This window comes from bacterium, assembly GCA_035527515.1.
Classification (GTDB): domain Bacteria; phylum B130-G9; class B130-G9; order B130-G9; family B130-G9; genus B130-G9.
In genome coordinates, this window is the sequence record DATLAJ010000103.1 from 1 (window position 1) to 25,092 (window position 25,092).

A 25,092-nucleotide genomic window follows, 5' to 3' on the forward strand; every position below is an offset into this window, starting at 1 on the left:
CTGATGAACGAGGCGATCGTGTCGGCAGGCGGGCCGGCGAATGTTCTCTGCTGCATGGCTGACCCCACGATCGATACGGGCAAGGCGCTGATGAAGCACGACGGGATCGGGCTTCTAGTAGTAACCGGAGGGCCAGCCGTCGTCAAGGTTGCGATGGCCTCGGGCAAGAAAGTGATCGCCGCAGGCCCAGGCAATCCGCCGGTTGTGGTTGACGAGACAGCTGATTTGGAGCTCGCGGCGCGGGAGATAGTCAATGGAGCGAGCTTCGACCACAACGTGCTATGCGTGTCAGAGAAGGAGATATTCGTTGTCGGGAGCGTGGCCGACGAGCTGAAGCGCGGGATGGCCGCCAATGGTGCCTACGAGCTATCGCCGGATGAGCTCGCCGCAGTCCTGAAGGTCGTCTATACCGACTACGAGCCGAGCAAGTATGTTAAAAACCTCACCGTCAACCGCAAGCTCATCGGCCGCCACGCCTCAAAGATTATGCAGGCCGCTGGCCTCTCGCTGGCCCAGGGCAAACGGCTCCTCATCGTCGAGACCGACCGGCAGCATCCGCTGGTGATGCGCGAGATGCTGATGCCGCTTGTGCCGCTCGTCCGCGCGAGAAACGTTGATGATGCAATCGATTGGGCCTACCTGGCCGAGCAGAACTGCTTCCACACGGCGATGATGTACTCGCGAAACATTGCCAACCTGAGCAGAATGGCCTCGCGCATGAATACGAGCATATTCGTCAAGAACGCCCCTTCATACGCTGGGCTGGGCTTCGGCGGCGAGGGTCCCACGTCATACACGATTGCGGGGCCGACCGGCGAGGGTCCAACGACGGCTCGCACCTTCACGAGGCGCCGGCGCTGCGTGCTGGTGGATTACTTCCGGATTATTTAGATGTGGTGGGGACTGCCATAGCATGTCCCCAGGCTCTGACGGCGGCCAGGTGCGTATCCGCACGCCATCATCTATATCCCCTTCAGATGAGGATTCCGGGGAGGAGGAGGGGGCGCCGAGGCATACTCAGGTCACCCGAATGAATTCGGGTGTTAGAATAATGAGAGTCATCCATATCACCGCATTGAAATACGGTGATTCAGAGTAAGGAGTCTCCGGCCCAGGGCACCTCATCGCCGGACGGGACACGATACCGAGCAGCTCATTCCCCGGTGCGTGAAGGCCATCCGGGTTACATCATCGCCCGGCTTCAGCCGAGGCGATTCGGACGGCTACTATAGTCCTAACCCCCGAATTCATTCGGGGGAATTGGGGCAGCCGCACAGCCTCCTCTCTCTGTCCGTTTCGATCCGTAGGTTGCACCTACGGCTATTCGTGTTATGCCCCTCGGGGGCATTCAACTGACGCCCATCAAGAGAATCCTTCGCGTCAAGCGGCGAAGCAGGTTTCGCCACGTCATAAGCGGTCTTTATGTTATGATAGGCTTCAAGAAGGTACACCTCTTCGTTGTCGTCATCAAGAAACTGGCAGGAAGCGCCCAGAAAGAAAGGAGATCGGGGGCGGTGATGGACAAAACTCAGAAAAATGAGGGAAAGCTCGCCGGAGCGCCGCTTAAACCAAGTCTTCTAAGGAGCGAAACATATTGTCATGAGTTCATCAGGCCCTTGATCAGCTGGTCCCCGCGCGGTGAAGAGGACAATCCGAAGGATGACGTCCAGCCCCGGTATCAATTCTGGGGTGAGATCAAGAGTCGGGACAATGAGGTGCTCATAGATGGTGAGGGCATGACCATCCTCGACGCATCGTGCAGGGTGACGGCATGGTTGTATCGGCGCGAGAATGAGCGAGACACACCGCCTCTGTGTCTTCCCGATGATCGGCCCGAGCTCCGCCATCTTGTTGGAAAATGCAAAGACGCGTCATCCCTTTTTGCGGAAAACCTCCCCTTTCTCCGCGATTCGTTAGATTCATCTCAGCCGCGAGCCAGACTCATCGAGATCGCCCCATCTGCGCTAATCGTTCTGAGCCTGAGCTTTGACAGTCTTGAAGAACTCACTGGCGTGACCAACCAAGTCCGTGCGTATCTCTACAATGTATTCCTTCCCGCCATTCCATTCGACTCCACTTGTGTGCAGAGGGATGAATCGAAGGAAATGCCCGAGGGGTCCCAACGGCTCTTCGAAGCATGTTGGGGGCGATGGGATTTGATCTTCTATGCCTTGCCGAACCATAAAGCGCGCAAAGAGGCACTTCTCAAGGGTTGGAGGGGAGTTCCCACCGGGTTCGTTCAGATTCGAGGAGGAGGGGCTGAGCTTGAGGCAAAGAACTGGAAGGATCTCAGAAAAGAGCTCGCGCGATTGGCGATTGCCTTGCGATTGGCAACTCTCAATTCGGTCGAGATACGGTTTTGGGAGTACCAGGAAAGCAAACACCATCTCCCGTATGCCAGGGTGCATGTCTCATCCATTACGAGTTGCGATTGGAATGACAACTGCTCTTTGATTCCCGACCGGCGTAGCCTAAGAAACTACTTGAGTGTCATGGCCGTATTCAGGGTCTTCGATAGGAAGTGGTGGTATTGCGCAGCTTCCCACCTGATAGCGTCATGCCGCTTAAAAGATCAGAGCGTCGGCAATCTTCACGGCGCGTTCTCTTACGTGTATATAGCATTGGATACGATCACGCACAACTTCCCCAATGACACGGAAGCGTCCCTTGCCTCTGCCAGAACCTGCTATGAGTCACTGAAGAAGGGGCCGAAGAAGAAAAAGAAGACGAGGGGCGGATTCGGTAGGGATGTTACCTTGCTGGAAGACGCCCTAGGGATCCGGACTGATGCCTCAGGACGGGAAGATTTCGAAAGGGATCTGGGTGTGAAACGTGGGCTAGTGCTTCATGAGGGCAAGCCTCCTCTCGACGGGCAGGTCGGGAGGTTCAAAGATCAGACGGCCTGGCTCTCGCTCTGTCAACTGCATGTCGCCAGAATCCTTCTTGAGATAATCGGATATAAGGGGTACTTCCAGGTCCCGAATCTCTACACGTATGCAATGTACCCGCACTTGAATGTTCTGTTCCACACTGACAAACCCGTGCCGTGCAGAACTGAAGACCTGATGTCTCGACAGCAAGACATCGGGAAGGAGTTATGGAAGTCCCTCCACGACGGTTAGCGAGTTAGGCCGCGCTCCCATTGGCGTCAACAGTCGCAGTGTTGTGGTCTGGTCTCACGCGTTCCTCCCTCGCGATGGCTTAGTAGAGGGGCTCTGAGACCACGCCCCTGAGCTAGATGACTCTACGCGGCCGTGTCACATCGCCTGGGGGGCGGAGACGCCGATCAGCGCGAGGCCGTTGGCGATGACCTGGCGGACGGCGGCGGAGAGGGCGAGGCGGGCGCTTGTCAGTGCGGGGTCGTCGGTCAGGACCTTCGTTTTGTTGTAGTAGCTGTGGAAATCGGACGCGAGGTCGATCAGAAAGTAGCAGACGTTGTGCGGCTCGAGCTTGGCGGCAGCACGCTCGATTAACTCGGGAAACCGACATAGCCGCTTGGCGATGCGGACCTCGTCCGCGTCAAGCAAGGAGAGGTCCGCGGCGAGGAGGTCCTCGCTGTATTCCACGCCCTTCTCGGCGGCCTTCTTGAAGATGCTGCACACGCGGGCGTGGGCGTACTGCACGTAATAGACGGGATTTTCGGGCGTCTCCTTCTTGGCGAGGTCCATGTCGAAGTCGAGGTGGGATGAGGCGCCTCGCAGAAGGAAGAAGAACCGCGCGGCGTCCTTGCCAACGTCCGCCAAGAGCTCGGCCATCGAGATGAACTCGCCCGCCCGCTTCGACATGGCGAGCGCCTCGCCATCCTTCAGCAGCCTGATGTGGCCCGAGATGATTATCGTCAGCCTCTTGGGATAGTAGCCCATCGCCTCAACCCCGCCCAAAAGGCCGTCAACTTGCCCCTGGTGGTCGGGGCCGAGAATGTCGATCAGAAGGTCGAAGCCGCGCTCGTACTTGTCTCTGTGATACGCCAGATCGCCGAGCAGATACGTTGCCTCGCCGTCCTTCTTGACGAGGACGCGGTCGCGATTGTCGCCATAGTCAGTCGCCCTGAACCACTTGGCGCCCTCGGACTCAAACGCCTTTCCGCCATCATCCAGAATGGCCATGACCTGCTGTAAGGCGCCATGTTCACGCAGATTGCGGTCGCTGAACCAGACGTCGAACTCGACGCCGTAGTCGAGGAGCGTCCGCCGTTGAAGTGCTATCATCTTGCCAAGCGCGGTCGCGTTGAATCGATTGAAGACCGCCTCGTCGTTCATGTCCTCGAACTCGCGCCCGTTCTTCTCGTATATCAAACGCGCAACGTCCTCGATGTAATCGCCCATGTAGCCGTTTTCTGGGAAGGGGTAATCGCGACCGATGAGAGCCATGTATCGGGAGGCGACGGACTGCCCGAAAAGGAGGGCCTGATTGCCGGCGTCGTTGACGTAGTACTCCCGCTCAACGGTGTGGCCCGTGGCCTGAAGCAGGTTCGCCATCGAATCGCCCAGCGCAGCAGCCCGTGCGCTAACGACGTTCAGCGGTCCGACGGGATTTGCGCTCACGAACTCGATCTGGACTGTTCGAGGCGCGTCCGATTGCTGTTTCCCGTATTCAGCGCGGTCGTTCAGTATCTCGCGGATGGTCTCCTGCCACCACACGTCCTCAAGGAAGATGTTGATGAAGCCGGGCCCGGCTACCTGAAGCCGCTTGATGATCCCTTGTTCCTCGCCGATGTTGGCCGCAATCGCGTCGGCAAGCCGCCTCGGATTTGCACCCAGATGCTTGGCCAGAACCATGGCGATGTTGCAGCTGTAATCGCCCAGGTCTTCCGACTTAGGGACCCCGAACGTCACCAGCAGGCCTTCTGGCAGCTGCCAGCCATGCTCCTTAGCGGCCGCGTTGAGCGCATCTACGAATGCTGATCTCAGAATGTCCTGTATCATCACCGCATCATTGTATATCTGCGGCCGCGGCCTGCAAGCTCGTTGTGCGGAGTTGCCCCGTTCTGTCTTGGAGTGGTTCATGGCGCCGTTTTCGGTTCAGGCACTTGGCAACAGCTGCGAATCCTCGAATCCCCTGAAGGGGGACAATGTGAGTAGCCGTGGGTGTAAACCCACGGATCAGGAACGGCGAAAAACGCCTTCCAGCCCTGAAGGGGCTGCACAACATCCGTGCGACTCATAATTGTTCGACCCCTCCAGGGTCGGGGACGTGTGTGTGGCCAGATTCCGTAGGCTGGGCCTGCGGCCAGCGCCTACGGCTACCATTGTGGCCCCCCTTCGGGGAGCCAAAACGCAGCATCAGCTCAACCCTAATTCCACTGCTACTCTGCGAAGGCTACGAAGCACGAGTTTCTTCTCGCACAAAACACCGCTACATAGCCAGCAACCCACCAAATCATCTCCCCGTTCTGGGGAAACTCCTGGGTTGTGTGGACTTGCCCGGAGGCGGAAAGAGAGGCGGCGATGTGTTACCGGTTATTCCCGGTCGTCGCGAGCCGCATTTCTCAGGGACTCCTGGGCCTTCTTTATCTCCGGCCTGTTCGGATCGAGGCGAGCGGCCTCGTCTAGGTGGCGCCTCGCTAGTTCGACATCTCCGGTTTTGGCCTCGAGTTGTCCGAGGTTGAAAAGAGCCATTGCCGAATCTGGATGTGATGCGACAGCCTTTTGGTAGGCCGCCCTTGCGCCGGCGATGTCGCCGCTGCTCTGGAGGAGCTGGCCCAGCTGCACGAGACATAACAGATCGCTAGGCGCAAGGATTAGTCCTGCTTCCAGGGCTTGCCGCGCCCCATCGAAATCGCCTGTTGAGCGCAGCGCGTCCGCGAGAGACGAGAAGTAGGCCGGCTGTGGCGACTTGGCCTGGACCGCCTTGCGGTATAGCTGGATTGCAGAGGTGATGTCGCCGTTCACGTGTGCTATCCGGGCCATGATGAAGATGGGGAAACTCTCCTTCGGGGCAAGCTCGTGCGCCTTTTGGGCGAAGGCGGACGCTTGGTCCAGGATGCCATGGGCGAGGCAGTGTGCGGCATAATCAGCATAGACCACGGCAGGTCTGTGGACCTGGATTGGCAAGAAGGCGGGCACGGCGAGAACTGCGAGCAGGAGAGCCGGTTTCAGCATTTTGATAACCGAGCCTGGGCGGAGGCGGTCCAGCCACCACGCTATGGTTGCGCCTGAGAATACGAGCAGGAGAGGAACTATCGGGATTCGATATCGGGCGACCACGAAGAAAATGGCGATTGAGAGAACGTAGAGAACGACGAAGGTGGCCAGTAGTCGCTGCGGACCTGGTCTGGCGAAGGCGAGGATGAGGCCGAACAGTGCAAGAGGCGTGATGATGGCAAAAGAGATGGGCATAAGCTTCAGAAGTGTGCTGCTTTCACGGGCCACGCCGAACCAATACATCTGCGGCAGCTCGTGTCTGTTGAAGAAGAGGCCGACTTTCTTGAGAAACAGCAGAGAAGTCCCTCCCCACTTGCCTTGAATGCTTCTGAGCGTGGTCCTGAACCAGAACTGAGACGCCTCGGACGGAGAGAGACTCTTGCCGGTCACGGCCCGGGCGAAGTCTCGGCCGTCAGGATCGATGTTTATGTGGGACGCGACGTTTCTGAACTGCCTGATCCTGTCATATACCCCGCTCGCGCCGGGCCGGTTTCCTACATAGAAGTTGTATCCGGCATTCGAGCTCAGCAGGACGAAGTCGCGTTCAGCCAAGTAGTTGGCCGTGATGGAGAACGACAGCGGGACCGACAAACCGATTACGAGCGGGAGCACGAGGCGTCGAGCAGCCTGGCGCCGGCCATCGTGCGGTCGCCACAGTGCAAACAGCATAATCGCCGGCACGTATAGCAGGACGTTCCCCCGCAGAAGAGCAGTAAGGCCAAGCGCAAGGCCAGCTGCTCCGGCCAGAGGCGGTGAGCGTTTGTCGAACGCTGCAACCAACAGGAAAAGGAACAAGAGGTGCAAGAAGCACATCGAGCTCTCCAGCAAGATGAGGCTCTCCGTAAACATGAGCGGGCCAAACAGAAGGTATAGGATGCCGGCAGCGACGCCGGCTTTGCTGCCGAATAGGCGCCTCGCGAGAAGGTAGGTTAGGCCGCACGAGAGCGCGCCCAGAAGCGCCTGCCACAGCTTTACGACATAGGGCTTTATAATGCCCGATACGTAGTATCCGGCCGCTAAGAGATACGGATAGAGTGGGCTGAGCCGAAAGGCCTCGTTCGGGACGATGTGCCCCTGAAGTATCTCTGCGGCTCGGGCCTGATATAGTTTGCTGTCGCAGACAACGAGCTGTCCCATGAATGAATCGGCTGTTTGAACGAGGTAGCCGAACCTCGCTATTAGGGCAAGGATAACAAAGGTTAGGAATATGGCAGTATCTCTTGGCGTTGTCTTCATTCGTATGTCATATCCGTTTTGCTGGGAATAGTATAGGGCTGATGGGAGAGTCGGGCAATCGCACTGTCTTGCAGCCCTGTGGCCGAATAGGAGCATGGTTCGGCAAGCTGGCGTCATAGCGCCCCCGGCTTGGCTCGGCAGATGTGGCGGCCAGCAGGTTGGAGGTTTGTAGGCAAATGAGCGAGCGGAGGACACGTGCTTGAGGCTCCCTGTGAATCTGGGCCGGATTAGGGTGTTGCAATCAGCAGTGGGTGCACTATAGTTCACTGAGACCGGGGTCGTAGTTCAGTTTGGTTAGAACGCCGGCCTGTCACGCCGGAGGTCGCGGGTTCGATCCCCGTCGACCCCGCCATTGTCTCTATGAGGCTGTCCAATAAGTTACTTCGCGCTCTGCTCTGGCAGATACGCCGAGGCGCTCAAGAGATGGTCTTATACGTCGCTGGTGAAGAGCGGAGCGAGATACTCATTCACTATGGACGAGAGTGAGCCAGTGAAGATCATGATCCCGACCAGTATCAGCAGAATGCCGGCTGCGATGTTTATCTTGCGCATGTGCTTTTTGATCTTGGTGAAGTAGCCCAGTGCGCTATCGACTGCGATCGAGGTCAGGAAGAATGGGATGGCCATGCCCAGCGAGTAGAAGGACAAGAGATAGACGCCCTGCCAGACCGTGTTTGACTGGCTCGCATAGAGCAAAATCGCGCCGAGTATAGGCCCCACGCACGGCGTCCAGCCCAGCGAGAACGCGATACCGATAAGAAACGAGCCGATGTATCCGGCTGGTTTGCTCTTGATCTCCACCTGCTTGTACTTGGTGAGAAAGCGGATCTTCAAAACGCCCATGATGTACAGGCCAAAGATCACGACGATGACGCCGGCGACCTTGCTGATGATCGCCATGTGCTCCTGAAGCAACAGGCCGATCTTGCTGGCCCCAGCGCCGAGCGAGATGAAAACGACGCTGAAGCCCAATATAAAGCATAAGGTGCTGATGATAGTCGTCCTTCTTATCTTGCCATACTTCTTCTCACCGGTCAGTTCAGAGAGCGATAGCCCCGTAATGAAGGCTAGATAAGAGGGGATGATAGGCAGAACGCATGGTGATAAGAAACTCGCGAGTCCCGCGAGAAAAGCTACCAGCCAAGATACGCTTTGGACTTCCTGCATATATGCTTTCCTTTTTCTGGTGCTCGATTACTGTGAGTGTGTACTCGGTGGTCTTCCGCCCGAATATCTCCGTGAGCGGCCTCCCCTGCCCGAGCCCCGATTCTTGTCGTAGGGTCGTTTCGAGCGAGCTGGGTAACTTGGTTTAGTGTCCCGAGTTGGATAGCTCTTGGGAGGCGACGATGTCAGCAGGACCTTCTCCGCCTTGAGAACCATCGGCAAGCTCGGACGACGCACTAGGTCGTCGGCAGATGGCTCCGTAGCTCGAAATATGCCGATGAGCTCGCCACGCCAGGTGCGAAGTATTACAGGATCACCCACCGAAACATCACTTGTCAGTCTCACCTGATCGATGTCGATCGAAAGGCCGTTGAGCGCATAGTGCTCGGCCGTGGGAGAGACCTCACCGCGCACGAATTCGGGCAAGATGTGCTCAATTGGCTCCAGCTTGTCCAGTATCTCGTCCCTGCTGAGCGCGAAGACGCGGCTGTATGGCAGCGCATCGTCAATGCCCCAGACACCGATCTTAGTTCGGTGCAGCCTGAAAACGTGAGCACCACAGCCGAGTTTCTCACCGATATCAGCACAGAGTGACCTGATATAGGTGCCCTTAGAACAGCTTATTCCCAGCTGCACCGTTGATCTCGAGAGCGATTGAAGCTCAAGCTCGTGAATCGTGACATCCCTCGGCTCTACACTTGTTTGAACGCCTTGCCGGGCCAAAACATACAGCTTCTTGCCGTCCCGCTTGATCGCGGAAAACATTGGGGGAACCTGCTTAATGTGTTCCCTGAACTGGTTAAGAACTGGCTCGATATCCTCAGAGCTAAACTCCGGGACCTCCCGGACCTCCAGAACTTTGCCGGTTGAATCGAGCGTGTCAGTTGTCACGCCCAACTTCATCCAGGCAACGTAGGATTTCGGCAGCCCCATGAGATAGTCAAGCAGCCTCGTCGCCCTGCCAACACACAAGAGCAGGACGCCGCTTGCGATGGGGTCCAATGTCCCTGTATGACCCACTTTCTTGACGTGCAGCAGTTTCCTGAGCAGACCTACCACCTCAAAAGAGGTCTTGCTCCTCGGCTTTGACACGTTCAGTAGCCCAAAGGGCTCGAACACATTCACGTTAGCTGATCTATTGCTCAACACATGCCTCCCACTTCTCAGCTAAGATGATCCTGTTTATCCCGGCAATTCAAGAACCCAGGAGGAATCCTGAGGCCCTCGATGCCGGCCTTACCCTAATCCAATGAAGCTTTGCGGCGCGAACTGGCCGCCTGTTTCAATTCGCTGCGAGCAGCCTCGACCACATCGGAGATTACACTATCAAGGCTCCCGCGCACAATGCAGCCTGCCGCCCGCTCGTGGCCACCTCCACCAAACGACGCCGCCAGCAACCGGGCATCAATCTGCCCTCTCGAACGGATGCTAACTTTGCATCGGTCGGCGCCATCCTGTGAAAAGAAGATCGCTACCTCCGCCGCACGAACCTTCATCGCATAGTTGGTGAACTGCTCCGTTGAACCCCCAAATGCCGACTCGCGCCTCATCTTCTCTGTCCCCACGATCCACACGAGCGAGCCATCCTCAGTGGACTGAGCGGAAGCCAAAACTTTGCCAAAAAACACGAGTCTCGGCAACGTGAAGTTGCATTCCAGATGTTTCGTTATGCCCGCCACATCTATGCCCGTTTCGACCAGCCGCGACGTGATCACAAGCGCCGCCGGAGTCGTGTTCGAGTACGAGAAGGAGCCCGTGTCTGTCGAGATACCGGTGAATAGGTTCGTGGCGATCTGGACGTCATCACCCATGCCAAACGCATCGATAATGCCAAAGAGTAACTCTGATGCGCTCGAGGCTTTGCCGTCAACAATGTTCACATCTCCGAAGAGTGCATTGTCCTTGTGGTGATCGGTGTTGATCACTTTCTTGGCCGGGACACTTCTATCGTCGTAGTCCCACGCGACACGGGAGAACGAGGAACTGTCAAAGATCATCACACAGTCCAGTTCGCCCGGTCCCAGCCGGCGAGGCGCGGCATCAACCTTTGCAGCAAGCGGGTATCCGGGCAGAAAGTTATAGATGTCGGGGATCGTGTCATTCTGAAGCGAGCGGACTTCCTTGCCCAGCCTGCGAAGCATCAGCATTGCCGCAATGATGCTTCCGACCGCATCGCCATCCGGGTCAACGTGGGAGACTACCCCGAACGTCCGGCCATTGCGAATGACTGACACTGCCTGCTGAAGCGCATCATCGCTCATCGTCAGAGCCTTTTTCACCCTCTCTCTCAAGCCTAGCGATCGATTCGGACACACGCAGCGCCTGCTCGTAAAACTCGTCCTTAATGAAGCATATCTCCGGCACCCTCCTTAGCCGCAGTCTCTTGCCGAGCTCGGCCCGCACGAAGCTGGTTGCGCTCTTTAGCCCTTCTTCCACCTCATCCGAACGCTCCTTATCTCGCCGAGGCAGCGTGTAGTAGATTCGTGCCTGCCTCAAGTCGTGCGTTACCTTCACTCCCGTAACCGTGATGCAGTTGATGCGGGGGTCTTTAACCTTCCTGAGCAACAGCTCACAGACCTCTTTCTGGACCTGGTGCTCGATACGATCAGAGCGATTATATGTGTGCATGATGATCCGATCTTCAGTCCCTCGAAAGCTTCGCATCCAGCGCGCGAAGCACACACCCGGTCACGAGGTTACTCACGTCCCCCCCCAGGGAGCATATCTCCTTGACTAGGCTTGAACTCACGTAAGAATAACGCTCGCTCGGCATCAAGAATACGGTCTCAATCTTGTGCCTAAGATTGCGGTTCATCAGCGTCATCTGGAACTCCGTCTCGAAATCCGCTATTGCCCTGATGCCTCGGATGATCGAGGTCGCGCCCACCCTCGCGGCGAATTCAACCGTCAGGCCAGCAAACATCTGCGCCCGCGAGCCCGGCTCAAGACCAAGCTCCGCAAGCGACCCCTGCACCATCGCTAGACGCTCTTCCCCCGAGAATGTCGTTGTCTTGCTCATGTTTCGTGCGATGCCCACAACGACCTCATCGAATATGCCGAGCGTGCGACGAACAACATCAAGATGCCCGAGCGTGATCGGGTCGAATGTTCCAGGATACAGCGCGAGCGTAGTCATGTTGAGGCGCTGTTATTGGAGCTTACTCGTCGCTTGAGTTCTTTTTTTCTCTTTGACTCTGGCTGCCTTACCTCGAAGTTTCCTAACGTAGTAGAGCTTCGCCCGCCGGACATGGCCCATGCGCTTGACATCGATCCGGCCGATGTTCGGGCTGTTGAGCGGAAAGACCCGCTCCACGCCGACGCCGTGCGTAACGCGTCGGACGGTGAAGGTTTCTCCCAGGCGGGACCCCCGACGCTTGATTACGAGCCCCTCGAACGGCTGGAGTCGCTCCTTGTCGCCCTCCCTGACCTTCACATAGACCCGGAGTGTATCCCCGACGGCAAACTCCGGTATATCTTTCTTTAGATACGCTTCTTCCGCAAAGTCTGTTTTCTGCAAGTCAAATCACCCCCGCAAACCTAAAAATATGAACACGCATATCAATTCTAGTCATCGTTCAGCGCAGCCAAGAGCCTCTTCTGGGTCTCGTCCCTTCCCCCCTGGTCGTTCCACCACCCGGCCACCAGGTCTGGCCGCCTCAAAAGCGTCCGCAAAAGTGACTGCCGCGCCCGCCACCGCTCAATCCTCTGGTGATCGCCAGAAAGAAGGGCCTTGGGCACCTTCCAGCCCCTAAACTTGGACGGCCTCGTGTATTGAGGATATTCGAGCATAGCAAAACTGTGCGATTCGTCAAATGTAGATTCGGAACACCCCACAACGCCCGGAAGCAATCTCGCTATCGCCTCAAGAACCACCATGGCAGGCAGTTCTCCGCCTGCGAGGACATAATCGCCAACCGACAGCTCATCCGTTACCAGATGCTCCCTGACTCGCTCATCCACGCCCTCATAACGTCCGCAGATGACCACTATGCCTCGCATCTTGGACAGCTCCGAAACCGTCTTTTGCCTCATCAGCCGGCCTTGAGGGGTCATCAGTATCACCCTGTCAATGTCCGCCTCTTGTTTGATGCTCTCCACCGCCTCGAAGAGCGGACCGGGCATCAAAACCATCCCCGGGCCGCCTCCGAACGGCATATCATCAACTGACCGGTGATTGTCATGGGCGAAATCCCGCAAGTCGTGAACATGAATTGAAATGGCGTTGAACTCTTGGGCTCTTGCCACAAGTGAATGAGCAAGAAATGAATCAAATGCGCCGGGGAATAGCGTAATGACGTGCGCAGTTAGCATCCTACGTCCCCTCCTGCAAGCGCACGCGAATCACTCCCCCGTCAAGATCGACCTTGAGAATGACCTCATCGATCATAGGGACCAGCCGCTCGCCCGCATCGCCGACCACGACCAACACATCGTTGCCAAACTCCCCCGCCCGGAAGATATGATCAACCTTGCCAATGTCGCCCTCGCCGTCATCTATAACCGAGAGTCCTTCGAGCTGGTGCCAATAGTAAGTCCCCTCCTCCAGTGCAGGAAGCCACTCATCCGGGACCCGGACAAACCTGTCAACCAGCGACTCGGCATCGGAAATCGTGTCAACCCCCTTGAACTTCACCAGAAAAGCGTTCTTGTGAGGTCTTGTCGACTCTACTACCATCAGAGTCGGCTCATCGGGCGGCTCAAGAAAAACCTCCCGCCTCAATCCAAATCGCTCGGGGAAATCGGTCATTGGGATAACCTTGACCTCTCCCCGGAGCCCGTGAGGCTTCACTATCTTTCCTACTGTGCAGTAGTTTGGGTTCATTGGTCCTAGCGCCATCTGCTCGATCGAGTAACAAAGAGGCGCAAAAACCCACTCCCGAACGATAAGGTTAACGTTCGATAATGGAGTTGAGGCCTGTTTTAGTGCCTGGTTTTGGGTGCGCTACTCTACGATCTCCAGAACTGCTCTTTTTCTCATTTTTTTGGATGCGGCGTCCAGAATAGTTCGCATCGCTCTGGCGGTCCGCCCCTGTCTTCCGATTACCTTACCCAGGTCGTTCTGTGCCACATGGAGCTCAAGAACCAAAGTCTTATCACTACCCATTTCGGTTACCTGAACCTGCTCCGGCTCATCAACCAGAGCTCTGGCTATCTGCTCTATTAGCTCCTTCATCTGGCCTCCTCCGCTCTTAGGTTCTGAAGAGGCTTCGCCTTCCTCCCAATCGATGCAAGCACACATCACTCAAAAGGTCGAACCCTCAAACCTCACTTTGCGCATTAACTGAATCTTCCTTGGGCTCCGAGTAAAAACCAGTAATCCTGAGTAGTCTCTTGACAGTAACTGTCGGCTGAACGCCCTTAGATAGCCAAGTGCGAATCTTGTCGTGGTCCAGCTTTATCTCCGAAGGCTCCTTGAGAGGGTCATACGTCCCCACCAAATCGAGATACCGGCCTTGCCGAGGCACCCGAGAATCGCAAACCACCACTCTGTAGAACGGCTTCTTTTTCTTACCCACACGAGTAAGCCGCATCTTAACTGCCATCCAAATCCTCCAAAATGGGAACTCCCTCGATCTCCAATCTTGAATAACTTCACAAAATACTAAAACTCGCCCCTAAACATAACACAATACAGCAACAACCGAGCAAAGTCAACCTCCAAGAAACCTCAAGCCGGCGGGCAAGCTCCCTTTTCTCCCTTTCATCTGCTTCATCATTTTCCTCACTTGGGCAAACTGCTTCAACAGCGCATTGACGTCCTGAATCAGCGTGCCGCTACCAAGTGCGATCCGCCTGCGCCGGCTGCCGTTTAGGATCGAGCTGTTGACCCTTTCCTCCGTGGTCATCGAGCTTATGATCGCCTCGACTTTTACTATCTCGCTCTCGTCGAACTCGAAGTTCTTCAGGGCCTTCAGCCGGCCCATGCCCGGGATCATGTCCAGCAGCTGCTCAAGCGGCCCCATCTTCTTCAGCTGTTTGAGCGAACCCATGAAGTCCTCTAGCGTGAAGTCATCCCGCCTGAGTTTCCGTTCAAGCTCCTCCGCCTCCTTTTTCGACATCGCCTGCTCGGCCTTTTCGATGAACGTCAGAACGTCCCCCATCCCGAGTATCCGGGACGCCACGCGGTCTGGATGAAACTGCTCGATCATCTCCAGCTTCTCACCCAGACCAACGAACTTGATCGGCTTGCCCGTTACCGCCCGTATCGAGAGCGCCGCCCCACCTCTTGCGTCGCCGTCCATCTTTGTCAGAACCACCCCGTCGATGCCAAGCTGCTCGTCAAATGACGAGGCGATATTGACGGCGTCCTGCCCAGTCATAGCATCTGCGATAAGCAGTATCTCGGTTGGCTGAACTTTCTTCTTCATCTGCTTGAGCTCTCTCATCAGCTCCTTGTTGATGTGCAGCCGGCCTGCCGTGTCGATGATGATTGTGTCCCAGCCCTTCAACTGAGCGTAATGCACCGCCTCCTGCGCGGTCTTGACCGGGTCCTGTTTGCCACGAGAGAAGACCTCGATCTCTAACTGCTGGCCTAGCTTCTCCAGCTGGTCTATCGCGGCAGGACGATAAATGTCCGCGGCAACCAAGAGCGGGAATCTGTGCGCCTGCTTGATCAGCCTTGCAAGCTTGGCACACGCAGTCGTCTTGCCGGAACCTTGCAGCCCCACAAGCATTATGATGGTCGGCGGCTTGCTGGCGACCTTGAGTTTGGCAACCTTCTCGCCCAGAAGACTTATCAGGTTCTGGTGGACGAGCTTCACCACCTGTTGCCCCGGATCGAGGCCGGACAGAATGTCTGACCCAATCGCAGCCTGCTCTACCTGGGCGACGAAATCCTTCACCACCTTGAAATTGACGTCGGCCTGAAGCAGCGCACGCCGAATCTCGCGCATGGCCAGGGAGACATCCTGCTTCGAGAGTGTCCCCCTGCCCCTGAGCTTCTGAAAAACTGACTGGAGCCTAAGCGTCAGGCTTTCGAACATCGCTACTTCTTACTCTCCGACTTCTCTAGCGCATCAACCGCTTCCTTGGCCGCCCGCTGCTCCGCGTCCCGCTTCGACCGGCCTGAGCCTTTGCCCCACACATTGTCCTCGATGAGTATCTCAACCTCGAATGTCCGGTCGTGCGGTGGCCCGATTTCAGCGGTAACTCGATATGTCGGGCTGACACTAAACTTGTGGACGCAGTACTCCTGAACAAGCGATTTGTAGTTCAGCTTGTCCTTGTGGCTCACGGCGAACGTGATCTGGCTGCCGAGCTTGCCAATGATGAACCGAGCCGCCTCCGGCAGACCCTGATCAGAATATATCGCGGCGATCAGCGACTCAAACGTTGCGGCCAGAATGGACGTCTTTTCTCGGCCACCCGTTATCTCCTCTCCCTTGCCTAGAAGGACCGCCTCGCCCAAGCACTCCTCCGAGGCGTGCTCGGCCAGAACAGCGTCGCTGACGACGTATGACAGAACCTTGGTCAGGTCCCCCTCGCGAACATTGGGGTATCGCCGGTAAAGGTAGTCGCAGATAACGAGCTTGAGCACGGCGTCCCCGAGAAACTCCATCCGCTCGTTGTTAGCGCACGCCGAGGCATTTATCTCATTCGAATACGATGTGTGAGTGATCGCTCGCTCTAGAATCGCCGGGTCGTTGAATTTTACGCCCAGCTTCTTCTGCAGAGCAAATACCTTGGCGTCAATTATGTCCCGCTGGGCGTCGGAAGTCATTTCCCCACAGACGGCGCGAACGCCCATCCGCCCCGCGGCCGGACATTCGCTCGCATCTGCCTACTCCTCAAATTTCCTCAACACAATAGAGACGTTCGTCCCACCAAAGCCAAACGAATTACTCAAAGTCATCCGAATCTGCGTTCGTCTGGCAACGTTAGGCACGTAGTCGAGATCACACTCCTCGTCAGGATGTTCGTAGTTGATCGTCGGCGGTATCACACCTCTATCCATTGTTAGAACAGCTGCGACCGTCTCTACGCCTCCAGCACCGCCAAGCAAATGCCCCACCATTGATTTGTTGGCCGTGACGGGAATCTTGCGGGCACGATCCTTGAACAAGGACTTAATGGCCATTGTCTCGACCTTGTCATTCAACTGAGTCGAGGTCCCGTGAGCGTTGATGTGCTCAATCTCATCCGGGACAACCCCCGCATCCTCCAACGCTGCCTTCATCGCGCGCACCGCGCCGCTCGCAGTCGGATCAGGTGCCACAAGGTGATAGGCATCCGCGCTCATGCCAGCGCCAAGCAACTCGGCATATATCCTCACCCCACGCGCCGTCGCATGCGCAAGGCTCTCCAAAACCACGATGCCCGCGCCCTCCGCCATAACGAAACCATCTCGCTCAGCCTCAAATGGACGACTCGCCCTCTCGGGCTCGTCATTACGCGTCGAAAGAGCTCGCATCGCACAGAAACCGCCAACCGCAAGCGGCGTAATCACCGACTCTGCCCCTCCGGCAAACATCACGTCAGCCCGCCCATCACGAACGCAGAAGAACGCCTCCGAGATAGAGTGCAGGCCGGTTGCGCAAGCGGTAACAGAGGCGGAGTTGGGGCCTTTCGCCCCAAATATGATGGAAACGTAACCCGACGCCATGTTTATGATCAGCTTCGGGATAAAAAACGGCGAAATCCGCCTCGGACCCTTCTCAAGTAGCCTCTTATGCTGCTCCTCGATAGTCGGCAGACAGCCTATTCCAGCGCCTATGTGAACCCCAACTCGTTCTTCGTTGGAGCCATTGATCTCAAGCCCGGCGTCTGATTTCGCCTCCATAGCTGCGGCCACCGCAAACTGAATAAAGGTCCCGAGCTTGCGAACCTCCTTGGCATCTAGATAGTCGAGTGGGTCAAACCCTTTGACCTCGCCGGCTATCCGCGAAGTAAACTCCGACGCATCGAATTTAGTTATAGGCCCTATGCCGGACCGACCCGAGACCAGCGACTCCCAAAACGCATCAACGCAGATCCCGACAGGAGTAACCACCCCCAGGCCCGTTATCACTACTCGTCTGTGCAAAACATGATGCCTCATTTTTGGAACAAGCCTCGAGACAAGAAAAGTACAATCCCTGACCAGACGGACAGCCTGTCCGGGGACTCGCGATGGCAAGTGCCCGCGCTTTGCCCAGAGATAAGACTACAATGCGCCAGCCCACCTCCACACGTGAACAGTCGCGAAAGCCCACTGACATGCTGCTGTCTCGAGGAAGTCAAGAACTCGATAGTAAGGATATCTAGTTGTCGGTCTCAACCTTCTGCTTGATGTAGTTTAGGGCATCCCCGACGGTCAACAGCTTCTCGCCGTCCTCCTCGGAGATCTTAATGTCGAACTTATCCTCAAATTCCATTATCAGGTCCGCCAACTCAAGCGAATCCGCTCCGAGATCGTCCTTGAAAGACGCATCGTTGGACAGCCGATCCTTCTTGACGTTCAGCTTGCTTACAATGGTGTCCAGAACAACACTCTTATCGAAAGCCATCCCAGCAATACCTCCTGTTACCAGAGTTAAACTACCGAAACTGCGCCGGCCACCAAAGGCCGCTACATATATATTCCGCCATTTACGTTAATCACTTGCCCCGTGATGTATCCTGCATCATCAGAGGCCAAGAATGCAACCACATTGGCAATATCTTCCGGCTGGCCGAGTCGCTTCATAGGGATCATGTTGAACATCTGCTCCTTCGCCTTCTCTGGCACGTCCTGCGTCATTGGCGTGTCGATGTAGCCCGGCGCGATAACATTGACCGTTACACCGCGAGATGCGACCTCCCTCGCAACGCTCCTGCTAAATCCTATAATCCCCGCTTTCGAGGCGCCGTAGTTGGCCTGACCAGCATTGCCCATTATCCCTATCACGGAACTGATGCTGATTACCCGCCCTCTTCGGCGCGAGACCATGCCCCGTATAACGCTCCTAGTGCAATTAAAGACGCTCCTCAGATTGACCGCGAGAACTCTCTCCCAGTCCTCGTCCGACATCCGCATCAACAGATTATCGCGCGTTATACCAGCGTTGTTGACCAGAACGTCAAGCCGCCCGTAGTGCTGTTCCGTCTCCTTGACCATCGCGTCCACCCTCGCAGAATCGGTTACGTCGCAGTTGAACGTCAGCGTGTCCGAGCCAAGCGACTCCAGCTCGCGCTTGGTCTCGGCCATCTCATCCTCCAGCAGGTCGCATAACACGACGTTCAGTCCATCTCTCGCCAGGCGCTCAGCGATCGCCTTCCCGATCCCCCTAGCAGCCCCGGTAACGAGCGCTGCCTGTCTCTCTTCACCCATTTTTAATACCTCTATTCAATCTCAAACAGGTCCTACACATTCGACGAAAAAACCAACGCCGTGTCAATCATCCAAGTGCCTAACCAATCCGGCAACGCGGCGACGTTGGCTGCCCTGCGTCTCGGCCAGAGCATCGCCACAGGTCCTCGTCAGGTTACTCATCCTCGCTGTGAAACCTCCGGCCTCTCGCCTGCCGGGTGCTCGACGTACTTCCCTGTAACCTCGCCGAGCAACTGCATACAGGCCATCGCAGCGAAGAACCCAGCAAATGGCATGCCCGCCGAAAACACGACAAGCAGAAGGCAGCGAACAAACACGTCAAGGTATTCACCAAAGAAGCCGAACACCTTGAGAAGCCGCCGAATATCGAAGGCGCTTCTCACGGAGCCAGTGCTCAGCCAGACCGCTGCAGCCCATGGCATAAGCAGCGTTGAGATGATCCCAAGCACTATTCCTATCGTGAGGAGTGTGCTATATGCAGGATTCCCGCGATTGATGCTTGCCAACCATAAGAAAAGCGCCGGCAAGATATAATAAAGGACCCACACCGCGAAGGCCTTTGCCCCGAGGACGAAGGACTCTCCGGCGCGCCACGTGGGCAGACCCTTGTCCGTCTCCCGCCGAATAGCTGCTCTGAGCAGCTGCATCAAGTAGCCCTTAGAGAAGAAGAAAAGAACCGGTATGCCCAAGAAAAGGCCGCCTAAAAGCGTCTTCCGTGTCCAATGCTCATCCTCTATAACCTTTCTCAGGGCTTCAGTAACTGACATCTTGCCCATCATGCCGCCTCCTATGTCATTCCTTCCTCGTACGCCGAAACATCTGTCATAGTGAAGTGCCCTAATAGTGATAGATTGCCCATCAAAGTTCAAGACAAGGATGGCGGAGCAGCCGGCAGGTTCCTGACTGCGGGAGTTGGCACGTTGGCGCATAACAAAGGTAGCCGCTTGGTTTGGGGCATGTAAAGCATAATGAAGGAGATAGGTATGAGCAAGAACAATCCCTCAGACAGCGTGACGATGACAATCGTATATGACAACTATCAGCACCGGCAGGGACTCAAGACCGGCTGGGGGTTCTCCTGCGTCGTTCGGGGCCTTGACAGAACCATCCTCTTCGACACAGGCGGCGACGGCAAGACGCTGCTTGGAAACCTCGGCGACCTTCGGATTGACCCGGCCGACATCGACGTTGTTTTTCTCTCTCACATCGACGGCGACCACACAGGCGGGCTGTCCGCCTTCCTGGCCGCCAACGCGAACGTTACGGTCTATCTGCCGGCGTCCTTTCCCGGAGAGTTCAGGTCCCGAATCGAGCAGGCCGGCGCCGAGGTTGTCGAGATGCGCCAGCCACAGATGCTCTTCGACAACGTCTTCACGACCGGCGAACTGGGCCGCCTCAAGGTGGAACAGTCGCTTGTGGCGATGGTGCACGACATAGGCGTCGTCATCAGCGGCTGCGCGCACCCTGGCATCGAGAGGATGGTCGCAAAGGCACGTGATACGACGGGCGGAACGCGGTTTCTCGCCATCGGGGGCTTCCATTTCTTCATGTCGGGAGACGAGAGCATAAGAGAGGTGATCGAGCGCCTCAAGAGTCTAGGTGTTGAGTGGGCCGCCCCAACGCACTGCTCGGGCGACCGGGCGAGGGAGCTCTTTGAGGAGGCGTTTGGCGACCGTTACATCCGGGCCGGCGTCGGAAAGACGATCGACCTGTCGGCGCTAGGGTAGAGCCAGCCTGCTTGTCCTTCACACGCCGGCCGCTGTGCCATCTTTATTTGCATAATTGCGTGTATCAGGTAAGGTCTGCACACAGCCACAAAGTGCTGATTTATGGTTGGAGATAAGACCGCTACGAAGCGCTTGTTTGGAGGGTATCGACATTTCTGTGCAATTAACGATCGAGCTTCCCGAGGATGTTTTTTCAGCGTTGCGGGCAAGCCCAGCTGAGTTTGTGAAGGAGATGCGACTGGCGGCTGCTGTGAAATGGTATGAGATGGAGATGGTCTCACAGTCCAAAGCCGCGGAACTGGCTGGCGTCAGTCGGCAGGAGTTCCTTTCGGCGCTTAATCGTTTCCGAGTTTCTCCGTTTCAGACGACTGATGAGGAGCTGGCAGAGGAATCTGCCCGTGGATAGGAGGTGGGTTGTTAACTCATCTCCATTGATCGTTCTTGCTAGAATCTCTCACCTCCACCTGATTACCGATATGTGCAGTGAGATCGTCATCCCCGATGGGGTTGCTCAGGAAATCGATTGCGGCCCAAAGGATGATCCGGCCAGAAAGTGGTTAAGAGAAGAGGGGCAAAGATTTGTTGTATGCCCAGGCCTGGTAGAACCTGTGGTGAAAGCCTGGGATCAGGAGAAACACAAGTCCTCTCATTTGCGCATAATAAACCCGGCTACGAGGCTGTGATTGACGATCGGTCTGCCAGAAGATGTGCCTTATCTTTGGGTATCGCTGTCCGTGGGACTCTCGGCATCATCTTGCTGGCCAAAAAAGACGGGCGATTGTCCCAGATTGCGACGATCCTCGATCAGATGGTACGATTTGGTTTCAGAATAAAGCCAGAGCTAATGAAGGCGGCCCTAAGGCTTATGGACGAATAGTCTCCTCCCTGAGCTACCTCCAGCGAGCTCTGATTCGAGCAGAGGCGATCGCCTCCGCACACTATTCGAGATCGCGCTAGGTTTCGCAGGAATGGTTGAAAGCGGCCGTCCTTACGTTGACCTTTGGTGCCCGGTGCTTTTTTCGGGCTTGAAGCGGATGCGTTCGACTATGCTGTAGATGACGGGGATGACGAAGAGGGTCATCAGCATTGCAGCGCCGAGTCCGAACGCGATTGCGACGGCCATCGGTGAGCGCATCTCGGAGCCTTCGGACGTGGATACGGCCATCGGCAGAATGGCCATTATCGTTGTGAGCGAGGTTATCAGGATTGGCCGAAGCCGCGTTACAGCGCCCCTTATCAGCGCCTCGGCCTTATCCACGCCTCGCCTTCTCAGCTGGTTGACGTAGTCGATCATCACGATGGCGTTATTGACGGCGATTCCGACAAGGATGATGAGGCCCATAAGGGCCGGTGTGGAGACAGTCTTGCCGAACACCGTCAGCCCAATGACGACGCCGATCAGTCCGAACGGGACGGTGAATATGATGACGAACGGCTGTCTAAACGACTCGAACAGGGCTGCCATTATCATATAGACGATAAGAATGGCCGCAGCAAACGCGTAGAGCAGCGCGGTGAAGGTCTCGCGCATGTCCTCGGCGCCGCCGCCGTAATCGATGAAGTATCCCCTCGGCAGCTGCATGTCGGCCAGCCCCTTCCTGATGTCCGCCAGCACGCTTCCGAGGTCCCGACCAGACACGTCCGCAGTTACAGTTACCTTCCGCTCCTGATTCTCCCTCGTTATCTCAATCGGGCCTGCGCCAAGCTCCGTCTTAGCCAGTTGGTAGAGCGGGATATGAGCCCCGGCTGGCGTGGGAATATCGATGTTGAGAATCTTCTCGATCGTATTCCTATCACTCTCGGCGAATCGGACGCGCACGTCGTATTCGTCTCCGCCAACCCTGAACTGCGTCGCGACGTAGCCCAAGGCCGCGTTCTTCACATAGTCGGCGACCTGCCTGACGGAAAGTCCGTGCTGAGACGCCTTGTCCCGGTCGAGCTCTATGACAAGCTCCGGCTTCCCCTCCTTAAGGCTGATGTCAGCGTCCCGTGTCCCGGACACACGTTCAACGACCCTCAGAATACGCTCGCCATAAGCCTTGAGAACCTCCAGGTCCTTGCCGAATACGCGAATCGCGACGTCCGTTTGGTCAGCGCTGCCGGGAGTCGAGCCCGCGCCAAAGCCTGCAAAACTGAACGAGGCGCCCTCGATCTTGGGCAGACTCTTCCGGATTTCGTCCTGGATCTCGTCGCTGGTCTTCGTTCGCTTGTCTGTATCGAGCAACCTTGTGAAGACCATGCCTGTACTGACGTCTTCGCCGCCGGGGCCGTGGCCACCCTCGTTCGGCCCTATAAACGCCAGAACACTATCTACACCTTCGGTGTTGTGTATGCTCGTCTCTACCCCTTCCGAGACTCTGCCGGTCTGCTCAAGAGTGGTCCCCACGGGCAGCTTGAAGTTCAGGATTAACATCGGGTAATCGCTTGGCGGCATGAACTCAAAGCCAAGGGCAAAGGCGCCAAGAATCGCTAGCCCGAAGACGGCGATGAGCCCCAGGAGGACCTTCTTGCGATTGTGAAGTACTTTTCTCAGCAGACTCTCATAAATGGCTTTGGGCCTCTCGAAGCTCCCGGCCGAGTAACCCGAGATGCCTCTTTTGAACAGAAGCGAGGCAATCATCGGCACAATCGTAGTAGCGACGATAAGCGAAGAGAGAAGCGCAAGACAGACCGTAAGCGCCATCGGCCTCGAATACTGGCCAGCCACGCCCTTGATAAGCGCCATCGGAAGGAAAACTGCAACCGTCGTAAACGTCGAGGCTGTGATCGCCAACGTGACCTGCGAGGCGCCCTGCTTAGCTGCGTCCTTGGGTCCCTTCTTCTGCTCGATGTATCTAAAGATGTTCTCAATCACAACTACGGCGTTGTCAACCAGCATCCCAACACCAAGCCCGAACCCAACCAAAGTCATTAGATTGAACGTGTAGTCCAGCCAATACATCCCGATGAAGGCGGTCGTGATTGAGATAGGCATCGCCAGCGCGACCGTGAACGTGGGACGCCATCTTCTCAGGAATATGAGCAAGAATATGATCGCTAACGCTGCCCCGAACAGCGCATCGCGAAGCGTTCGATTGACCGTTTGCTCTATGAAGACCCCTTGGTCCATAAGGGCCTTCATCTTGAGGTCCTTCGGCATGATGTCCTTCATCTCGGAAAGCGCACCATAGACCCGCTTGATCACTGAGTAAGTGTTCACGCCTGATTGCTTGAGTATCGCCACCATGACACAGTCTTTGCCGTTGAGCCTGGTGTAGTTGCGGACTTCCTTGTGTGCATCCTGCACGGTCGCCACATCGGCTATCCTTATCGGCACGCCGTCCCTGACCGCAATGACCGTGCTCCTGATTGGTTCAATCGTCTTGTATTCGCCCAGCGTCCTTATCAGATACTCGGTGAAGTCGCGGGATACGTGCCCGCCGGAGATGTTGATGTTCTCTCTTCTGACTGTCGCGATCACGTCGTCCAGCGAGAGGTTGTATGACCTCAGCTTGCGCTCATCGACGGTGATGTTGATCTCGCGCTGCAAGCCGCCCATCACAAACGCTATGGCAACGCCCTCGAGCCGCTCCAGGTAAGGTGAAAGCACATCCTCAAGATACTTGTGAAGCTCCATTGTGTTCTCCATTCCAGTGACTCCAAAGACCAGAATGGGAGAGTCGTTGGGATCATACTTCAAGACGAGCGGATCATCGGCGTCATCAGGCAGGAACCCTGATATCATACTCACCCTGTCCCGGACATCCTGCGCAGCGAAGTCCAGGTTCGCGTCCCAGTTGAACTCGACCATGACTCTGGACTTGCCCTCACTGGAGCTGGAGAAGACTCGTTTCACGTTCTCAGCCCGGCTGGCCGCCTCCTCGATGCGCTTGGTAATAGTCTCCTCAATGTCTTCTGAGGCGACGCCCTCGTATGTCGTCAGGACCGCAACCAGCGGGTAGGCTATGTCCGGCAGCAGATCGAGCCCGATCTGGAAGAAGGCTACCGCGCCGAACAACACGACGATAAGAATGAACATCGTGATGGCGACGGGGCGGTCAACAGAGAAGTTGGCGAGCTTCATTGGCCCTCACCCCGCGTGCGCACGATGGTCACTTCCTGACCGTCTGTGAGCGCCCAGTTGCCCTCGACGATCACAAGCTCACCAGGCTTCACCCCGGAGACTATCTCCACGTTGCCGTCATCAGACGCGCCGACCTCGATCTGCCTTGACCTGGCCAAAGAGCCCTCAACAACATAAAGCAGACGCTTGCCCTCGACGGTAACAAGCGCCTTGTCAGGAACGATAACGGCATTGGGCTTGCTGCCCGTGACGAGCGCTATGCGGGTGAACATCCCGGAGTTGAGGAAATGGTCTGGGTCGGAGTTGTTTATCTCGAGCTGGACGTTGAAGGACCTGCTCTTGGCGTCCACGCGGGGATTGACCCTGATGACCTTCCCCGCGAATGTCTCATTTGGGAACGCATCCACAGAGATATTCGCGCCCTGTCCCACGCTCACCCTTCCTGAATGTTCCTCGGGCACGCCAACGTCG

The 25,092-nt window shown here is 56.5% G+C and carries 25 protein-coding genes and 1 tRNA gene; 6 read left to right on the plus strand and 20 right to left on the minus strand.

The features are described 5' to 3' along the window. On the plus strand, positions 1–891 hold an 891-nt coding region (locus VM163_07605; GenBank protein ID HUT03739.1), incomplete at its 5' end, for an aldehyde dehydrogenase. 440 nt (positions 892–1,331) lie between these two features. Beyond that, a complete protein-coding gene (locus tag VM163_07610; protein HUT03740.1) occupies positions 1,332–3,122 on the plus strand; it encodes a hypothetical protein in 1,791 nt (596 codons plus the stop codon). Positions 3,123–3,257: 135 nt separating this feature from the next. Here VM163_07610 and argS read toward each other — a convergent pair whose 3' ends face one another. Together argS and VM163_07620 are read right to left on the minus strand one after the other, a co-directional pair. Next, the gene (gene argS, locus VM163_07615) at positions 3,258–4,925 is read right to left on the minus strand and encodes an arginine--tRNA ligase (GenBank protein HUT03741.1); all 1,668 of its coding nucleotides are present in this window, start codon (positions 4,923–4,925) and stop codon (positions 3,258–3,260) included. Positions 4,926–5,459: 534 nt separating this feature from the next. Beyond that, positions 5,460–7,379 (minus strand): tetratricopeptide repeat protein, encoded by a 1,920-nt coding sequence (locus VM163_07620; GenBank protein HUT03742.1) that lies wholly within the window; start codon positions 7,377–7,379, stop codon positions 5,460–5,462. 274 nt (positions 7,380–7,653) lie between these two features. Here VM163_07620 and VM163_07625 point away from each other — a divergent pair. Then, positions 7,654–7,731 (plus strand) — tRNA-Asp (locus VM163_07625). A gap of 77 nt (positions 7,732–7,808) precedes the next feature. Here VM163_07625 and VM163_07630 read toward each other — a convergent pair. The 16 genes from VM163_07630 to VM163_07705 all read right to left on the minus strand — a co-directional run bounded on the left by VM163_07630 (position 7,809) and on the right by VM163_07705 (position 19,610). Next, complete coding sequence (locus VM163_07630) at positions 7,809–8,546, minus strand: cytochrome c biogenesis protein CcdA (GenBank protein HUT03743.1); 738 nt, start codon at positions 8,544–8,546, stop codon at positions 7,809–7,811. Between the two features lie 27 nt (positions 8,547–8,573). Then, positions 8,574–9,689 (minus strand): tRNA pseudouridine(55) synthase TruB, encoded by a 1,116-nt coding sequence (gene truB, locus VM163_07635; protein HUT03744.1) that lies wholly within the window; start codon positions 9,687–9,689, stop codon positions 8,574–8,576. Positions 9,690–9,784: 95 nt separating this feature from the next. Further along, a complete protein-coding gene (locus VM163_07640; protein HUT03745.1) occupies positions 9,785–10,822 on the minus strand; it encodes a bifunctional oligoribonuclease/PAP phosphatase NrnA in 1,038 nt (345 codons plus the stop codon). Then, a complete protein-coding gene (gene rbfA, locus VM163_07645) occupies positions 10,794–11,171 on the minus strand; it encodes a 30S ribosome-binding factor RbfA (protein ID HUT03746.1) in 378 nt (125 codons plus the stop codon). Before rbfA ends, VM163_07640 begins: the two co-directional genes overlap by 29 nt. 13 nt (positions 11,172–11,184) lie before the next feature. Next, a complete protein-coding gene (gene coaD / locus VM163_07650; GenBank protein HUT03747.1) occupies positions 11,185–11,679 on the minus strand; it encodes a pantetheine-phosphate adenylyltransferase in 495 nt (164 codons plus the stop codon). Positions 11,680–11,691: 12 nt separating this feature from the next. Then, complete coding sequence (gene rplS / locus VM163_07655; protein ID HUT03748.1) at positions 11,692–12,060, minus strand: 50S ribosomal protein L19; 369 nt, start codon at positions 12,058–12,060, stop codon at positions 11,692–11,694. Positions 12,061–12,107: 47 nt separating this feature from the next. Continuing rightward, complete coding sequence (gene trmD / locus VM163_07660; protein ID HUT03749.1) at positions 12,108–12,854, minus strand: tRNA (guanosine(37)-N1)-methyltransferase TrmD; 747 nt, start codon at positions 12,852–12,854, stop codon at positions 12,108–12,110. 1 nt (position 12,855) lies between these two features. After that, positions 12,856–13,380, minus strand: coding sequence for a ribosome maturation factor RimM (rimM, locus tag VM163_07665; protein ID HUT03750.1), 525 nt, complete (start codon positions 13,378–13,380; stop codon positions 12,856–12,858). A gap of 105 nt (positions 13,381–13,485) precedes the next feature. Continuing rightward, positions 13,486–13,716: a KH domain-containing protein gene (locus VM163_07670; GenBank protein HUT03751.1), complete on the minus strand. Its 231-nt coding sequence runs from the start codon at positions 13,714–13,716 to the stop codon at positions 13,486–13,488. A gap of 85 nt (positions 13,717–13,801) precedes the next feature. After that, a complete protein-coding gene (gene rpsP / locus VM163_07675; GenBank protein ID HUT03752.1) occupies positions 13,802–14,086 on the minus strand; it encodes a 30S ribosomal protein S16 in 285 nt (94 codons plus the stop codon). Positions 14,087–14,194: 108 nt separating this feature from the next. Further along, the gene (gene ffh / locus VM163_07680) at positions 14,195–15,526 is read right to left on the minus strand and encodes a signal recognition particle protein (GenBank protein HUT03753.1); all 1,332 of its coding nucleotides are present in this window, start codon (positions 15,524–15,526) and stop codon (positions 14,195–14,197) included. A gap of 2 nt (positions 15,527–15,528) precedes the next feature. Continuing rightward, the gene (gene rnc, locus VM163_07685; protein ID HUT03754.1) at positions 15,529–16,263 is read right to left on the minus strand and encodes a ribonuclease III; all 735 of its coding nucleotides are present in this window, start codon (positions 16,261–16,263) and stop codon (positions 15,529–15,531) included. A 60-nt stretch (positions 16,264–16,323) separates the two neighbouring features. Next, positions 16,324–17,565 (minus strand): beta-ketoacyl-ACP synthase II, encoded by a 1,242-nt coding sequence (fabF, locus tag VM163_07690; GenBank protein ID HUT03755.1) that lies wholly within the window; start codon positions 17,563–17,565, stop codon positions 16,324–16,326. Between the two features lie 217 nt (positions 17,566–17,782). Continuing rightward, a complete protein-coding gene (gene acpP, locus VM163_07695; protein ID HUT03756.1) occupies positions 17,783–18,028 on the minus strand; it encodes an acyl carrier protein in 246 nt (81 codons plus the stop codon). 62 nt (positions 18,029–18,090) lie between these two features. Continuing rightward, positions 18,091–18,831 (minus strand): 3-oxoacyl-[acyl-carrier-protein] reductase, encoded by a 741-nt coding sequence (gene fabG, locus VM163_07700; GenBank protein ID HUT03757.1) that lies wholly within the window; start codon positions 18,829–18,831, stop codon positions 18,091–18,093. 158 nt (positions 18,832–18,989) lie between these two features. Continuing rightward, positions 18,990–19,610 carry a DUF4013 domain-containing protein gene (locus VM163_07705; GenBank protein HUT03758.1) on the minus strand — a complete coding sequence of 207 codons (621 nt, stop codon included), beginning with the start codon at positions 19,608–19,610 and terminating at the stop codon, positions 18,990–18,992. A 204-nt stretch (positions 19,611–19,814) separates the two neighbouring features. Here VM163_07705 and VM163_07710 point away from each other — a divergent pair, with 204 nt between their 5' ends. The 3 genes from VM163_07710 (at position 19,815) to VM163_07720 (ending at position 21,241) form a co-directional block, all read left to right on the plus strand. Continuing rightward, positions 19,815–20,558, plus strand: coding sequence for an MBL fold metallo-hydrolase (locus tag VM163_07710; GenBank protein HUT03759.1), 744 nt, complete (start codon positions 19,815–19,817; stop codon positions 20,556–20,558). Between the two features lie 151 nt (positions 20,559–20,709). Beyond that, the gene (locus VM163_07715; protein HUT03760.1) at positions 20,710–20,964 is read left to right on the plus strand and encodes a UPF0175 family protein; all 255 of its coding nucleotides are present in this window, start codon (positions 20,710–20,712) and stop codon (positions 20,962–20,964) included. Beyond that, positions 20,957–21,241 (plus strand): hypothetical protein, encoded by a 285-nt coding sequence (locus tag VM163_07720; protein ID HUT03761.1) that lies wholly within the window; start codon positions 20,957–20,959, stop codon positions 21,239–21,241. Before VM163_07715 ends, VM163_07720 begins: the two co-directional genes overlap by 8 nt. A gap of 305 nt (positions 21,242–21,546) precedes the next feature. Here VM163_07720 and VM163_07725 read toward each other — a convergent pair whose 3' ends face one another. Together VM163_07725 and VM163_07730 are read right to left on the minus strand one after the other, a co-directional pair. Beyond that, positions 21,547–24,621, minus strand: a complete 3,075-nt coding sequence (locus VM163_07725; protein ID HUT03762.1) for an efflux RND transporter permease subunit — start codon at positions 24,619–24,621, stop codon at positions 21,547–21,549. After that, positions 24,618–25,092, minus strand: a 475-nt coding sequence (locus VM163_07730) for an efflux RND transporter periplasmic adaptor subunit (GenBank protein HUT03763.1), incomplete at its 5' end; no start/stop codon positions are given. The genes VM163_07730 and VM163_07725, both read right to left, overlap by 4 nt.

Coding starts and splice junctions, on each gene's coding strand:
- VM163_07610 (HUT03740.1), top strand. CDS start 1,332: ATGCCCCTCGGGGGCATTCAACTGACGCCCATCAAGAGAATCCTTCGC.
- argS (HUT03741.1), bottom strand. CDS start 4,925: ATGATACAGGACATTCTGAGATCAGCATTCGTAGATGCGCTCAACGCG.
- VM163_07620 (HUT03742.1), bottom strand. CDS start 7,379: ATGAAGACAACGCCAAGAGATACTGCCATATTCCTAACCTTTGTTATC.
- VM163_07630 (HUT03743.1), bottom strand. CDS start 8,546: ATGCAGGAAGTCCAAAGCGTATCTTGGCTGGTAGCTTTTCTCGCGGGA.
- rbfA (HUT03746.1), bottom strand. CDS start 11,171: ATGCACACATATAATCGCTCTGATCGTATCGAGCACCAGGTCCAGAAA.
- coaD (HUT03747.1), bottom strand. CDS start 11,679: ATGACTACGCTCGCGCTGTATCCTGGAACATTCGACCCGATCACGCTC.
- trmD (HUT03749.1), bottom strand. CDS start 12,854: ATGCTAACTGCGCACGTCATTACGCTATTCCCCGGCGCATTTGATTCA.
- rimM (HUT03750.1), bottom strand. CDS start 13,380: ATGGCGCTAGGACCAATGAACCCAAACTACTGCACAGTAGGAAAGATA.
- VM163_07670 (HUT03751.1), bottom strand. CDS start 13,716: ATGAAGGAGCTAATAGAGCAGATAGCCAGAGCTCTGGTTGATGAGCCG.
- rpsP (HUT03752.1), bottom strand. CDS start 14,086: ATGGCAGTTAAGATGCGGCTTACTCGTGTGGGTAAGAAAAAGAAGCCG.
- ffh (HUT03753.1), bottom strand. CDS start 15,526: ATGTTCGAAAGCCTGACGCTTAGGCTCCAGTCAGTTTTTCAGAAGCTC.
- rnc (HUT03754.1), bottom strand. CDS start 16,263: ATGACTTCCGACGCCCAGCGGGACATAATTGACGCCAAGGTATTTGCT.
- acpP (HUT03756.1), bottom strand. CDS start 18,028: ATGGCTTTCGATAAGAGTGTTGTTCTGGACACCATTGTAAGCAAGCTG.
- fabG (HUT03757.1), bottom strand. CDS start 18,831: ATGGGTGAAGAGAGACAGGCAGCGCTCGTTACCGGGGCTGCTAGGGGG.
- VM163_07705 (HUT03758.1), bottom strand. CDS start 19,610: ATGATGGGCAAGATGTCAGTTACTGAAGCCCTGAGAAAGGTTATAGAG.
- VM163_07710 (HUT03759.1), top strand. CDS start 19,815: ATGAGCAAGAACAATCCCTCAGACAGCGTGACGATGACAATCGTATAT.
- VM163_07725 (HUT03762.1), bottom strand. CDS start 24,621: ATGAAGCTCGCCAACTTCTCTGTTGACCGCCCCGTCGCCATCACGATG.